The sequence below is a fragment of the Leeuwenhoekiella sp. A16 genome (assembly GCF_047946675.1).
Classification (GTDB): Bacteria; Bacteroidota; Bacteroidia; order Flavobacteriales; family Flavobacteriaceae; genus Leeuwenhoekiella.
In genome coordinates this window covers 1,323,254-1,338,501 of record NZ_CP172313.1, presented here as the reverse complement: position 1 = coordinate 1,338,501, position 15,248 = coordinate 1,323,254, and the positions used below count along the sequence as shown (strand labels likewise).

The following is a 15,248-nucleotide window of genomic DNA, read 5'->3' as shown; positions in this document are numbered from 1 at the left end:
ATATTATTATGAAAATTAAATATTTTATACTTTTTGTAGGTTTTGCTTTGGCATTAGTGTCTTGCGAAATAGATAATTATGACGAGCCCGAATCATTTTTTACTGGTCGTGTGGTTTACAATGGTACTCCTATTGAAGTAGGAGCGCGTGAAGTTAGATTCCAACTTTTTCAGCCGGGTTTTGGCAATTTAGCCCCTCTGGATGTTCATTTAGATACAGATGGCTCTTTTAGCGGGAGGTTCTTTGATGGCGATTACAAATTAAAATTTGTCGATGGGCAAGGACCTTTTAAGGCTAATTATGTAAATGAGCAGGCGGGTGATACCATATTTATTCAGATAAAGGGTAATACAGAGATGGATCTTGAGGTCACCCCTTATTATATGGTTAAAAGCTCTCAGTTTAGCGCAACGGGTAACACGGTAAGCGGCTCTATAAGCCTTGATAAAATAATTACGGGAGATGAAGGTAGAGAAATTGAGTATGTCAATCTCTATATAAATGAATCTCAGTTTGTATCAAACAACGATGATTATAATATTGGGCGGGCCCATGTTGAGGTGTCCTCTTTAGATAACCTTGCAGGTTCAATAAACCTTCCAGATGATTACAGTAAAAATTATATATATGCCAGAATGGGAATCAAGATTGCTGGTGTAGAAGATTTACTTTTTTCAGAAGTTACCAAACTAGATTTATAAATTTTAGTATTAGCCAAATCCCGGGGTTGGTCCTAACCCTGGGATTTAAAATTACCTTTGGCACAAGCAAATTAACCTTATTTAATTCCTACTTAAGGTTTTATATAAAATCAGAATTGTGGGCCACTAAGCACCTCACATTTCAACTTAAAACAACTGATAAATACTCAAAAATGAAGAAGCACATATCTTTCTCAATACTCTTGCTACTAGTTTGTGGCTGTTTACATGCCCAACAGCGACAGGCACCGGCATATCCTTTAATAACACATGATCCTAACTTTAGTATTTGGTCATTTGGTGATAATATAAATGCTCAACCTACCACCCACTGGACAGGTAATAACCAGAGTTTAGTGGGTCTGGTTACTGTAGATGGCACAACTTATAGATTCCTTGGCGGAGATGTGAAAAATTATAATGACATCTTACCTGCTGCTAATAACCAGTCCTATTCTGTAAAAATCAGCGAAAAAATGCCCGATAATGGCTGGGAAAAGGCAGGTTTTGACGATAGCTCATGGAAAACAGCAAAAGCTCCTTTTGGAGACAAAAAAAATGTAGGAACACGATGGGCAAGTGAAGATCTATGGTACCGCAGATCATTCGATTTAAAATCTACTTCTTTTGACGATCTTTTTCTCAAATTACATCACGATGATAATGTAGAAGTGTTTTTAAATGGCGAAAAAATCTTTGCTAAAGAGGGCTGGAATGATCAATTTGATTATTTCCCTATTCCAAAGTCAGCTCAGGCAAAACTTAAAAAGAGTGGTAACGTTTTAGCCATCCACGTTAAAAACTCAGCAGGAGGAAGATATTTGGATGCCGGTCTTGCCGAAGTTAAAAAGTCAAAAGCTAATGTAGAGCTTGCCAAACAAATAAATCTCGATCTTACAGCTACACAAACAAGCTATACATTACAATGCGGAGGTATAAATGTAGATCTCACTTTTACATCACCTCTATTGATGGATGATCTTGATTTATTAGCTCGCCCTGTTAGCTATGTTTCTGTAAAAACCACTCCTAACGATAACAAAACCCACGATATACAGGTGTATTTTGGGGCATCATCAACTATTGCTGCAAATGACTCAAGTCAAACAATCACAACTTCTGCAGGCAGTACTTCTGGTTTGTCATTTTTAAAAGCAGGTACTCAGGAGCAGCCTGTTTTAGAGAAAAAAGGAGATAACTTAAGGATTGATTGGGGTTATATGTATGTCGCTACACCAAAAGAAGCTAATGCAAAGCAAAATGTATCATTGGCTTCTGCAGCAGCAACACAGTTTATGAGTAATTCCTTAAAAGCTTCAGAGAAGACGGGGACAGATTTAATGCTAAATACTGTTTTTCCTAAAGAAAAAATTTCTGCAGAAAAAGAGCATTTAATTTTATTAGGATACGATGATATATATTCTATTAATTATTTTGGAACTCAATTGCGACCATGGTGGAATATTGACGGAAAAAACAGCATAGAGAAGGAGTTGCAGCTAGCATATTCTGATTACGACAAAGTAATACAGAAATGTACAGATTTTGATACAAAAATGTACAAGGATGGCTTGAAAGCTGGTGGTAAGGAATATGCTGAAATACTAGAAATAGGATATCGCCAGGCAATTGCAGCACATAAACTTACAAAAAGTCCTGACGGGGAGATTCTTTTTCTTTCTAAAGAGAATTTTAGCAATGGCTCTGTAAACACAGTAGATGTCACCTATCCTTCAGCACCACTATTCCTGATTTATAATCCAGATCTGTTGAAAGGAATGTTAAACGGCATTTTTTATTATTCTGAAAGCGGTAAGTGGAAAAAGCCTTTTCCTGCGCATGATCTTGGTACATACCCTATCGCTACAGGGCAAACCTATGGTGAAGATATGCCGGTAGAAGAGTCTGGAAATATGGTTGTGCTTACGGCTGCAATCGCTAAGGCAGAAGGAAATGCAGACTATGCAAAGAAGCATTGGGAAACACTTACTATCTGGGCAGATTATCTTACTGAAGCTGGTCTGGATCCTGCAAACCAGCTATCTACTGATGATTTTTCAGGCCATTTAGCACGAAATGCTAATCTCGCAGTGAAAGCTATCGTTGGCGTTGGTGGATACGGATATATGGCAGAACTATTAGGTAAAAATGAAGATGCAAAAAAATATAGCCAAATGGCTAAAACCATGGCTAAAAAATGGATGACTCTGGCAGATGCCGGTGATCATTATGCTTTGACGTATGATGATAAAAGTACCTGGAGCCAGAAATATAATTTAGTTTGGGATAAATTAATAGGTCTGGATATTTTCCCTAAGGAGGTATTTAAAAAAGAAATCAAATACTATTTGACAAAACAAAATGATTATGGTCTTCCACTTGATAATCGTGCTGATTATTCAAAATCAGACTGGATTATATGGACGGCCACACTTGCAGATGATGAGGCTACATTTGAGAAAATAGCTGATCCTGTTTACAAGTTTGCTATAGAAACAGGAGGCAGAGTACCTATGAGTGATTGGCATTTTACGAGCAGTGGAGATGTAAGAGGTTTTCAGGCGCGTAGTGTTGTGGGCGGCTATTTCATAAAACTTTTAGAAAAAAACTGGGACTAGATTTCTAAGTGTTAACACGAGTAATTTCAGATCATCTTGAGAATAAAGTATTAAATAAAAAGACACTATGAAGAGCATTCAACTACATAAAATGTTGCTTATAGGAATACTTGCTTTTATCCAGGCAAGTGTTTTTGCGCAGTGGGAACCGGCGGGCAATAAGATAAAAACAGAATGGGCAGAAGAAGTTAATCCTGAACAGGTTTTGAAGGAATATCCACGTCCTATAATGCAAAGAACAGAATGGAAAAACCTAAATGGTCTCTGGGATTACACTATACAGCCTAGCGGAAAAACAGCACCTCAAAAAAGTGATGGGCAAATTTTAGTTCCTTTTGCAGTTGAATCCAGCCTGTCTGGAGTGATGAAAAATGTGGGTAGTGAGAATGAAGTTTGGTATAAGACTGATTTTGTAATTCCAAAGAGTTGGAAGGGGAAGAACATACTTTTAAATTTTGGCGCTATTGACTGGCAGGCAGATATATGGCTAAATGATATTAAGGTAGGAAGTCACAAAGGAGGATATGATTCCTTCTCGTTAGATATTACTCCTTTTCTAAGTAAAGACAAAAGTCAACAATTAACTGTGCGAGTATGGGATCCTAGCGATGAAGGACCACAGCCCAGAGGTAAGCAGGTGAAGAATCCTGAAGGAATATGGTATACTCCTGTTACCGGGATTTGGCAAACTGTCTGGATTGAACCTGTAAGCGCGTCTAGCTTTGAAAGCTTGAGATTTGTCCCAGATATCGATAATGATCTTGTGCATGTATCTGCTGTAGGAAGAAATTCTTCTTATGGCGATATTGTAGAAGTAACAGTTTATGATGATGGCCAGGAAATTAGCAAAACCAGATCTGTTTTAGGAGAAGACTTTGACATTCATGTCAAAGAGCCTAAGCTATGGTCTCCAGAATCCCCTTTTTTATACAGAACTATGATAAGACTCATTAACAATGATAAGGTTAAGGATGAGGTGAAAAGTTATTTTGCAATGCGTAAAATATCGTCAAAACGGGATGATAATGGTATAGTGAGGATGCAATTGAATAACAAAGATTATTTTCAATTTGGTCCTTTAGATCAGGGTTGGTGGCCTGATGGTCTCTACACCGCTCCTACAGATGAAGCTTTAAAATCTGACATAATTAAAACTAAGGAGCTTGGTTTTAATATGATACGTAAACATGTAAAGGTAGAGCCTGCGCGTTGGTACACACACTGTGATGAATTAGGTATTTTAGTATGGCAGGATATGCCTAATGGAGGAAGGGGTCCTGGCTGGCAATCCCGTGATTTCTTTAAAGGAAGTGAAGACCAACGTAGTGATGCGTCTGAAGCAATTTATCGTAAAGAATGGAAAGCTATTATGAATGAATTGTATTCTTATCCCAGTATTGTAGTGTGGGTTCCTTTTAATGAAGCGTGGGGCCAATTTGATACAGAGGAGATTACTGCCTGGACTAAACAAAATGATCCTTCTCGATTGGTGAATTCTGCCAGCGGCGGGAATCATTTTCAAACTGGCGATATTTTAGACCTGCATAATTATCCTGGGCCTGATCTCTATTTATACGATGCAGAGCGAGTAACAGTATTAGGAGAATATGGCGGGATAGGTCTCCCGTTAGAAGATCATTTATGGAAGACAGATAATAACTGGGGTTACGTTCAATTCAAAAATTCTGATGAGGTAACACAGGAGTATATAAAATTCTCAACGAAACTTTCCCAACTAGTTAAAGCAGGATTCTCTGCTGCGGTATATACCCAGACCACAGATGTAGAAGGAGAGGTTAATGGTTTAATGACCTATGATCGTAAAATAGATAAAGTAGACATTCAACAGATCCGAAAAGCAAATCAGGATGTTATTAATACTTTAGATTAAGTATGAGAAATACTCAATTAACTGTATTAAGACATCTTTTGTTTTATGTGTTTGTTGTTCTCGCCGGGTGTAAAGAGCGGCCTGAGAGTAAGGAGGATTTGAGTAATATTAGTAAAAGTGTAAAAGAAACTTTTACAAATCCCATTTTGACTTCCGGGGCTGATCCATACAGTACATATGTGAATGGTTATTATTACTATACAAACACATTAGGTAATCGTCTGGTTATATGGAAAACTAAAAACCTGGCAGATTTGTCCTCTGCCCAGAAAAAAACAATATGGATTCCACCAAGTGACACCTTATTCTCTAAAGAAATTTGGGCTCCTGAAATTCATCATATTAATAACAAGTGGTATGTATATTTTGCTGCAGATGATGGTAATAATGACAATCACAGGATGTATGCTATTGAGAATATATCAGACGATCCTTTAACTGATCAATGGGAATTTAAAGGAAAAATCGCCGCACCTTCTGATAAATGGGCTATTGATGGCAATGTCTTTGAATATAAAGAGCAATTGTACATGATATGGTCTGGATGGGATGGTGATGAGAATGGTACTCAAAATATCTACATAGCTAAGATGGAAAACCCGTATACCATAGAAGGAGAGCGGGTTAAAATTGCGACACCCACTTATGAGTGGGAAAAACATGGGGATTTGGGCGAAAATTCAGAGCCTCCACACGTGAATGTCAATGAAGGACCACAGTTTCTTTCTCACCATGATTCAGTTTTTATTGTCTTTTCGGCAAGTGGATGTTGGACAGATTTTTACAGTCTGGGTTTATTGCAGTTTAATGGTTCTGGTAATTTGCTAGATGCTTCGGCATGGGTAAAAAATCCTAGGCCATTTTTTAAGCAATCTCCTGACAATTCAGTTTATGCACCAGGGCATAATTCCTTTTTTAAATCTCCAGATGGAAAAGAAGACTGGATACTTTACCACGCTAATTCAAACCCGGGAGACGGTTGCGGTGGAAAGCGCTCTCCTCGTATGCAAAAAATTAACTGGAACAACGATGGGACACCTGATCTGGGAGCCCCGGTTACTGAAAAAACAGTATTAGAAATTCCTTCGGGAACAAAATAATAAGCTATGCAATTGAAAAAAATTATATCATTCGCAGTAATGTTATGTGTTATCTGCTCTTGTAAAAACAAAGCAACTAAAACAGAAGATGAAGAGATATCATCTAAACAAGTGATACTTCAGGCGTCAAAGACAAACTTGAAATTACAGGGTTTTGATACAATAATAGACAATAAAAAGGCAGGCTTATACTGGTTAAACAACGATAGTATAATTGCGGCATTTACAAATTACGGAGGGCGTCTTGTAGGGTTATGGGTGCCAGATAAAAATGGAAAAATGACAGATGTTGTGGTGGGAATGAATAGTGCCACTGCTTATGCAAATTCTACAGAGCCTTATTTTGGAGCTACTATAGGTCGCGTAGGTAATCGTATAGCTAAAGGAAATTTTGCTTTAAACGGAAAGAATTACACCATTCCTACAAATAATAATGGGAATACCTTACATGGTGGAAATAAAGGATTTCAATATGTTGTTTTTGACGCTTCACAACCCGATGAAAAGACATTGGTGTTACAGTATAAATCTCCTGATGGGGAAGAAGGTTTTCCGGGAAATCTCAATGTGAAAGTGACGTATTCTTTGACCAGTGATCGAGCTGTAAAAATGGAATACGAAGCCACAACAGATCAGCCTACACCTGTGAATTTGACAAATCATGCTTTCTTTAATCTCAATGGCGAAGGAAGCGGATCAATTCTAAATCATCGTGTTCAAATCTATGCTGATAAATTTACTCCTGTTGATGGTGGACTTATTCCTTCAGGAGAATTGAGAAATGTAGCCAACACTCCTTTCGATTTTACTGATGCGCATACCATAGGCGAGCGCATAAAAACTGAAAATAAACAGTTAGAAAATGGTGGCGGATATGATCATAATTTTGTGCTGAATGCAAATCAGGGAGAAGAGATGAATCATGCTGCAACAGTAATCGGCGATAAATCGGGTATAGAAATGAATATTTATACTCAGGAACCCGGATTGCAGTTCTACAGCGGAAATTTTATGCAGTCTAAAAACAGTTTTAAGTCTGGGGCAACTGATGACTACCGTACTTCTTTTGCTATGGAAACGCAGCATTTTCCCGATGCGCCTAATCAGCCTAAATTCCCTTCTATTATTTTAAATCCCGGCGATGTGTATCATACCATTTCTATTTATCGATTTGATATTCAGCAATAGAATGTCTTTTTAATTTAAAATCAAGGATATGATTCTAAAGCAATTAATAAATAGTAGGGGCACAATGCTATTTATAGGTATTTCATTTTTATTAGTAAGCTCCTGCAATTCTAATAAAGAGAATGTAGCACATCAGGATATTCAGGTTGTATCAATCCCAGATACGAGTACTGTAAATGTAAATTACATTAGTAATCGTAAGCCTCTTGAACCCAGTGTTCTTATCAAACTTCCCGTAGGAGCCATAAAACCAGAAAATTGGCTGCAAGAAACCCTAAAACGGCAGGCAAACGGGCTTATGGGCAACCTTGGTGAAATAAGTGCATGGTTGCAGGAAAAAGATAATGCCTGGTTAGCAGAAAATGGTATAGGATCCTGGGGGTGGGAAGAAGTTCCTTATTGGTTAAAAGGTTATGGTAATACTGCTTACATTCTGGAAGATGAAGCGATGCTAAAAGAATCACGTAAATGGATTGAAGCAGCAATAGCGAGTCAACGACTAGATGGTAATTTTGGTCCTAAAAGCATCGGTGAAGACGGGACTCAGGATTTTTGGGCAAATATGATTATGCTTTATTGTTTGCAATCCTATTATGAGTACGCTAACGATGAGCGTGTAATTGATCTTATGTCAAACTATTTTAAATATCAATTGAATGTACCTGATGATCAATTTCTTTCTAAAAGCCATTACTGGCAGCGTGTGAGAGGAGGGGATAATCTTTATAGTGTAGTATGGCTATACAATCGTACAGGAGAGAAATGGTTACTTGATTTAATAGAAAAAATACATAGAAATACTGCGCCGTGGGAAAAAAGGGATAATACGCTTGATGAAATAAACAACTGGAAAGAAAAACGTGAAGGTAATGAGTGGCCATCATGGTATGCTAATCTGGTAGACTGGCATAATGTAAATATAGCTCAGGGATTTAGAGAGCCTGCGCAGTATTATCAATTAAGTCATGATAAGAATGATCTAAAGGCTACCTATGATGATTTTAAAATAGTAAGAGATCATTTTGGTCAGGTTCCTGGAGGTATGTTTGGTGCTGATGAAAACGCCAGACCTGGTTATAGTGATCCTCGACAAGGTATAGAAACCTGTGGTGTAGTAGAGCAAATGAACTCAGATGAGCACCTTTTAAGAATCACCGGAGATATTTTTTGGGCAGATCATGCCGAGGAAGTTACATTCAATACCCTTCCAGCAACTATGATGCCTGATCTGAAATCCCTTAGGTATATTACAAGCCCCAACATGGTGATGAATGATGATCAAAACCACCGGCCAGGGATTATGAATGACGGTCCATTCTTAATGATGAACCCGTTTAGTTCAAGATGCTGCCAGCATAACCATGGTCAGGGATGGCCTTATTTAATCGAAAATCTATGGATGGCCACTCCGGATAATGGTTTAGCAGCCGTAATTTATGCGCCATCTACCGTTTCTGCTAATGTCGCCGAAGGTAAAAATATTACAGTAACATCAAAGACTAACTACCCTTTTGAGCAAGACATTAACTTTACTTTACATACGCAGGAAAAGGATTTAGAATTCCCGTTTTATTTCAGAATTCCTGCATGGGCAGACACAGCTTCAATTTTAATAAATGGTAAAGCAATAGAGGTTACGCCTGAAGCTGGTAAATATATACGCATAGATAGAATTTGGGATGATGGAGATGAGGTTACATTGTCATTGCCTAAAGAACTTCATGTGCGCAGGTGGGAACAGAATCAAAATAGTGTAAGTGTAGATTATGGGCCTCTTACATTCAGCCTTAAAATTGGCGAAGATTATGAGCGAAAAGAAAGTGATAAGACGGCCATAGGAGATTCAAAATGGCAGGAAGGTGTAGATAAGGAAAATTGGCCTTCCTATGAAATTCATCCTACAACCCCATGGAATTATGGATTAGTGTTGAATAAAGAAAATCCTGAAGAGTCTTTTACTATTGAAAAAAGAGAATGGCCTAAAAGTAATTTTCCCTTTACTCCAGAGGATGTGCCTTTTGTCATAAAAGTCAAAGCAAAACAAATACCTGAATGGACCGTAGATCAATACGGTCTGGCGGGAGAATTACAATCAAGTCCTGTACGCTCAGTACAGAAAACTGAAACCGTAGAATTGATTCCTATGGGTGCTGCACGTCTGCGTATTAGTTCTTTTCCGGTAATAGGAGAGGGTGAGAATGCCCATGACTGGAGAAAAACAAAATAAATTCAGCTCTTATTATATTAAAAGGGAGCTAAAGGCAATACGTATTCCTAAGCAAAACTAGTCAGGTTACAGTAATTTGTTTACAGCAACTAAACTAAAAAGACCTGCCAGGTGCTTAAAACCTGGCAGGTCTTTTCTTATCAATTCTTCTATATTTTTATTCGGTTTTCCCGAGCAGGCTTTTGTTAAAGAGATTTAAGATGCGTTTATACTCATCTGTCCAGCTGCTGGGTTCTACAAAGCTATGACTTTCTACAGGGAAGATTGCCATTTGCCAATTGTCTTTCCCAAGTTCTATTAAGCGTTGATTTAAGCGCACCACATCCTGAAAATGCACATTAGTGTCAACCATACCGTGTTCAATAAGGAGATCTCCTTTTAAACCTTCAGCAAAATAGATAGGAGATGACCGGCGATAGGCGATAGGGTCATCTGACGGTTCATTAAGGATATTTGATGTATAACCGTGATTATAATGTGCCCAGTCTGTTACAGAGCGCAAAGCAGCCCCCGCTTTAAAAGTATCTGGAGCGGTAAAAAGCGCCATTAAGGTCATAAAACCTCCATAACTACCGCCATAAATACCAACTTTATCAGGATCAATATCATAATTTTCGATTAGGTATTTTACGCCATCAACTTGATCGCTCAGGTCTTTTCCTCCCATATGGCGGTAAATTGCAGTTCTCCAGTCACGCCCATAACCGGCACTTCCGCGGTAATCTATATCAATTACAGTGTACCCAAGATCTGTAAGCATATTATTAAACATATATTCACGGAAGTAGCTTGACCACCATTTGTGTACATTTTGAAGATACCCGGCGCCATGTACAAAGACCACTGCCGCGTTATTCTTGGCAGCCGCATCAGGAACATACAATCTGGCAGGAACCATAGTGCCGTCTTCAGCTTTAAAGTTCACCTGTTTTGGGTCTCTCCAGACATAGCTTTTAAAAGCTTCAGATTGGCCGTGGGTGAGTTGTTGCGCTTCAGTTTTAGCACTGTTTTTTTTGAAATATAGTTCCCAAGGCTTATTGCTATATGAATAGAGAATTGCCATATATTTTTCATCAGGTGAAAGATGAACTTCATTGTTTCCTGTCATCGAGGTGAGCTTTGTCATTTTATCACCCATGACAGGCATTTTATAAAAATGACGCTCTCCCGCACCAACTTCTGATGTGGTCAAATACCAGGTTTTTTTATCATTTGACAAAAACGGATCAAAAACTTCATATTTTCCCGGAGTCAAATCTTTTTTAGTTCCTGTAGTAACATCCAGAATATATAAATGAGAAAAACCATTTTCTTCAGACTGAAAATAAATATGTTTATTATCGGGAAGCCAACCTAGAGTTCCCCCGCCAAAACTCCATCCTATGCCAGGACCGGCGACCCAGGCTTCGTCACGCTGGCGATCTAAATTTTTAAGCGTGCCGTCATTCAGGTTGAGTTCTGCTATCCAGCGGTCCTTATTATCTTTAGAACGTATGTTCACCACTGCTTTACTTCCGTCAGGAGAAAATTCGGCGCTTGAAAAGATGACATCGCGCACTTTTTCTTCCCATTCTTTATCGGGATAATCTTTTACATAATCTGGTAAATCCTTAATCCCGGGGAGGTCATCGGTTTTAACCATATAAACAGTATCTTTTTTAACGTCGTAAATAGCCAGCTCGACTTCAGTTTTATCATCGCCCACTTTACTACGCGTGTGGATGTCTGTAGTATAACCAGTTTCATCAACATAATTGGGAACTTCTGTTCCTTCGCCTCGATCTCGTTTAATAAGATTAAATGTGATATAATCAGCTGTAGGAGAAACTGTTAATTCGTTAATGGATTTATCGCCGAGATAAAAAGCAAAGGGCTCTTTTTCTTCAGTAGCTTCATTGTAAGCTTTGCTATTTTCACTGTTATCTTTGCGTTCTTTAACGATCTGTAATAACTCCAGATTTTCATCTTCAAGCCATTGATCTTTATCAGATAGTTTTTTCTCCTTGTCTTTGGGAGCATCGCCGCCCTGAATATTAGTAAGTCTATCCAGGCTTCCATTTTTTAAGTCATAAACGTAAGCATTGTCTTTATATTCAAAAGCGATTTTATTCTCATCTTTTAGAAAAACGGGACTTTGTATGCGCCCATCAAGTTCAATGAGTTGGCGGGATTGATCTTTTTTTATATCATAGAGAAATAAAGTACCGTTGTCTGTATATAGCTCTTGCGTTTTGCCTTTATTAAAACTGCTGCCGTATGGCGAAATCAATTTTCTTTTTTCGCTTAAGCTTACCTTTTCAATTTTATCTAGCGAATTGATATTTATCTTGTAAAGAGAATCAGCAGGATTCTTCTCAGGATTGTAATCAAAATAGATGTTTTCACTTTGAGCACCCCAATGTATATCTGACGGGAAAGTGCCCATCCATTGAGGGTCCTGCATTATTTTTTCTACTGAAAGTTCGCTGGTTTGCGAAAAACCGGAAGCTGTTACACTAATAAAAAAAAGGAAGGTTAAAACTTGTGACAGGGGTGAAGTAAACGTGATCATATATTGCGGTATAGAGCTTATAAAGTACAAGCAATATACAGAAATTGAAAGTTTACTAATGCAGAAAAATCGGTGTGATTCTGCTAAAAATCGGGTTCTTTGATAAGAAAATCGGCAAAAATGGAAGGTACATTATAGAATTGCTTTAAAAACAAAAAAGCCTCACCTGTTTTAGGTAAAGCTTCTCAATGGTTCTTACTACAAAACCACGTCCTGAATTATCAGGAACAACACAACGCTCTTGATTTCTAATAAAAGAAAAAAGCGGTCTGGACGGGACTCGAACCCGTCCCCAAAGCATTGGGGATGACAGGCATTAATTCTTTAAATCGTTTAAAGGGGAGTTAATCAGATTTTTGATTTGTTGCTTGCTATATTTTTTGAGTTTCTTTTCTCGAATGAGCGCTTCTCGTTTAGTTTGAAAAGTTTGTATAAAAACTAATTCCCACGGTCCTTTTCCTGAAGTGTATCTGCTTTGATCCAGATTATGTTGCGTAAGTCTTTTATGAGGGTTAGCAGAACTTCCGCGGTAGTAAATTCCCTGAGATTGGGAAAGGATGATGTATACGTAATATTCCATAGTTGGCCTAAAACAAAAAAGCCTCACCTGTTTTAGGTAAAGCTTCTCAATGGTTCTTACTACAAAACCACGTCCTGAATTATCAGGAACAACACAACGCTCTTGATTTCTAATAAAAGAAAAAAGCGGTCTGGACGGGACTCGAACCCGCGACCCCATGCGTGACAGGCATGTATTCTAACCAGCTGAACTACCAGACCATTAATTTTAAGAACTTGCTTTCTAAAACCACATCAGCGGTTCCTTTCTTGCGGATGCAAATATACACCGTCTTTTAGAGTACACAAACTATTTTTGAAAAAATTTTAGCTTATAAAAATTTCTGTCTTTCTATTAAAAAATTGCTAAGTATAGCAGCAAAACCTTTCTGTATGTTAGCATCCACATACTTAATGTTATACCGGGCGCATCGCAACTTTAAAGCATCAAAATAAACCTTGACATCGCTGGCATATTCCTGTTTAATATTATCTGCAAATACATCAATTGAGTCTCCGGTTTCTACATCTATGAATCTTTTAGGTGCATTATCGAAGTCAAAATTTAGCTCTTTATCGCCATCGTAGGTGTGAAACAGAACAACTTCATGCTTATTATACTTTAAATGCTGAAGCGCTGCAAACATCGTTTCCTGATCTTTTTCGTTTTGAAACATATCGCTGAATAAGAAAACCAGTGAACGTCTCTTAAGTTTTTCAGCTATAAGATGCAGGTTGGCATATGTATCTGTCTTTACCTGCTGCCTCTTGCGTACTATTATTTGATTAAGCTGGTCAAGCAGCATGTGATGGTGACGCTCGCTACCTTTTTCAGGCGCATAAAAATCGTAAGTCTCACTATAAATACTCAGTCCTACAGCATCGCGTTGCTTTTTCATAAGCTGCATTATAGCAGCAGATGCTAAAACTGAAAAGGATATTTTATTAACCTTATTAAGGTCATTAGCTTGCAGAACAGGATAGTGCATAGAGCTGCTATTGTCTATAATTAAATGACATCGCAGATTGGTTTCTTCTTCGTAACGCTTAGTGTAAAGTTTGTCTGTACGGGCAAAAAGCTTCCAGTCTATATGTTTTGTGCTTTCGCCGGTGTTATAGACTTTGTGTTCGGCAAATTCTGCAGAAAAACCGTGAAAGGGGCTTTTGTGCATCCCGGAAATGAAACCTTCAACAACCTGACCTGCCAGCAGCTCGAGGTTGTTGAATCCTGTGATTTCATTAAGTTTTGCCTGAATATTCAAAGTTGAGTTTATTTCGCAATAGCATCTACAATGCCATAGGCAACAGACTCGTCTGCACCCATCCAGTGGTCGCGGTTAAAGTCTTTCATCACTTTTTCAAAAGTCTGGCCACAGTTATCTGCCAGAATTTGAGCACTAAGTTCTTTAGTTTTTAAAATTTCCATAGCAGTAATTTCTATATCACTTGCCTGGCCACGGGCCCCACCGCTAGGTTGATGTATCATAACACGCGCATGAGGTTGTATAAACCTGCGACCTTTCTCGCCTACAGATAGTAAGATGCTTCCCATACTTGCAGCCAGACCTGTACATATTGTAGAAACCGGGCTTTTTATAGATTTTATCGTGTCATAAATAGAAAAACCAGCGGTTACGTAACCACCGGGACTGTTTATGTAAAATTGAATTTCATCATTGCTTATGGCATCTAAGTAGAGAAGACGATCTACTACATGTTTAGCAGATTTATCGTCTACCTGACCCCATAAAAATACTTTACGTTCATCAAGCAATTTTGAATCTATAAGATCTTGCGCTTTCGCTTTTTTATTATCCATGATTTTTTATTTAATCTTATTATTTATCCGGTTTACCAGATAGGACTTTCAAATATCGATTATTTTTAGGAGCTTTTAAAAAATGAAGTTCCATGGTCGCCATTTAATTAACTGGCACTTTGTCGATACTCTACTTTAGTTATTGTTCTAAAATAAAAAAGGTTTGGCTTTAAGCCAAACCTTATATTCTTATAAAGCTTTAGAGCTTATAGTAAATTGTCAATAGCTTCTGTGTAAACATTTTTAGGAGCTACACCTACCTGACGTCCTACAAGTTCACCTTTTTGAAACATCAATACAGTAGGAATATTTCTTACGCCATATTTTGCAGCAAATTCCTGATTAGCATCTACATCTACCTTGCCTATAATGGCCTTGCCTTCATATTCTTTGCTTATCTCTTCAATAACCGGGCCTACCATTCTACAAGGTCCACACCATGCTGCCCAAAAATCTACTAATACGGGTTTATCTGATTGCAACACAGTTTCGTCAAAGGTTGCGTCTGTTATTTCTAATGCCATAATAACTTCTATGTTTAATTTATATATGCAAAATTAGTCAATTATTATTCCAAAGCTTACATCTGCCAAAT

Annotated in this window: 11 protein-coding genes and 1 tRNA gene; 6 read left to right on the top strand and 6 right to left on the bottom strand. The window is 38.0% G+C overall.

From position 1 onward, the window contains the following. Positions 1-8 precede the first annotated feature (8 nt). The 6 genes from ACH3O9_RS05715 (at position 9) to ACH3O9_RS05690 (ending at position 9,725) form a co-directional block, all read left to right on the top strand. On the top strand, positions 9-701 hold the full coding sequence (locus ACH3O9_RS05715; protein ID WP_416445163.1) for a DUF3823 domain-containing protein: 693 nt from the start codon (positions 9-11) through the stop codon (positions 699-701). A gap of 173 nt (positions 702-874) precedes the next feature. Continuing rightward, positions 875-3,319: a glutaminase domain-containing protein gene (locus ACH3O9_RS05710; RefSeq protein WP_416445161.1), complete on the top strand. Its 2,445-nt coding sequence runs from the start codon at positions 875-877 to the stop codon at positions 3,317-3,319. A 67-nt stretch (positions 3,320-3,386) separates the two neighbouring features. Continuing rightward, the gene (locus ACH3O9_RS05705; protein ID WP_416445159.1) at positions 3,387-5,210 is read left to right on the top strand and encodes a glycoside hydrolase family 2 protein; all 1,824 of its coding nucleotides are present in this window, start codon (positions 3,387-3,389) and stop codon (positions 5,208-5,210) included. A gap of 2 nt (positions 5,211-5,212) precedes the next feature. Then, on the top strand, positions 5,213-6,310 hold the full coding sequence (locus tag ACH3O9_RS05700) for a family 43 glycosylhydrolase (protein WP_416445157.1): 1,098 nt from the start codon (positions 5,213-5,215) through the stop codon (positions 6,308-6,310). A gap of 6 nt (positions 6,311-6,316) precedes the next feature. Beyond that, complete coding sequence (locus ACH3O9_RS05695) at positions 6,317-7,498, top strand: aldose epimerase family protein (protein WP_416445155.1); 1,182 nt, start codon at positions 6,317-6,319, stop codon at positions 7,496-7,498. A 28-nt stretch (positions 7,499-7,526) separates the two neighbouring features. Beyond that, positions 7,527-9,725, top strand: a complete 2,199-nt coding sequence (locus ACH3O9_RS05690; RefSeq protein WP_416445153.1) for a beta-L-arabinofuranosidase domain-containing protein — start codon at positions 7,527-7,529, stop codon at positions 9,723-9,725. Between the two features lie 157 nt (positions 9,726-9,882). Here ACH3O9_RS05690 and ACH3O9_RS05685 read toward each other — a convergent pair whose 3' ends face one another. From ACH3O9_RS05685 to trxA, 6 genes are all read right to left on the bottom strand, one after another. Further along, positions 9,883-12,276, bottom strand: a complete 2,394-nt coding sequence (locus ACH3O9_RS05685; protein ID WP_416445151.1) for a prolyl oligopeptidase family serine peptidase — start codon at positions 12,274-12,276, stop codon at positions 9,883-9,885. A 316-nt stretch (positions 12,277-12,592) separates the two neighbouring features. Then, the gene (locus tag ACH3O9_RS05680; protein WP_416445150.1) at positions 12,593-12,856 is read right to left on the bottom strand and encodes a GIY-YIG nuclease family protein; all 264 of its coding nucleotides are present in this window, start codon (positions 12,854-12,856) and stop codon (positions 12,593-12,595) included. A gap of 126 nt (positions 12,857-12,982) precedes the next feature. Continuing rightward, positions 12,983-13,056 (bottom strand) — tRNA-Asp (locus ACH3O9_RS05675). Positions 13,057-13,166: 110 nt separating this feature from the next. Further along, positions 13,167-14,096, bottom strand: coding sequence for a DUF58 domain-containing protein (locus ACH3O9_RS05670; protein ID WP_416445149.1), 930 nt, complete (start codon positions 14,094-14,096; stop codon positions 13,167-13,169). 8 nt (positions 14,097-14,104) lie between these two features. Further along, entirely contained in the window at positions 14,105-14,653 is a 549-nt protein-coding gene (locus ACH3O9_RS05665; protein ID WP_416445148.1) for a ClpP family protease, read from the bottom strand. A 206-nt stretch (positions 14,654-14,859) separates the two neighbouring features. Then, positions 14,860-15,177 (bottom strand): thioredoxin, encoded by a 318-nt coding sequence (gene trxA, locus ACH3O9_RS05660; RefSeq protein WP_416445146.1) that lies wholly within the window; start codon positions 15,175-15,177, stop codon positions 14,860-14,862. Between the last annotated feature and the right edge of the window lie 71 nt (positions 15,178-15,248).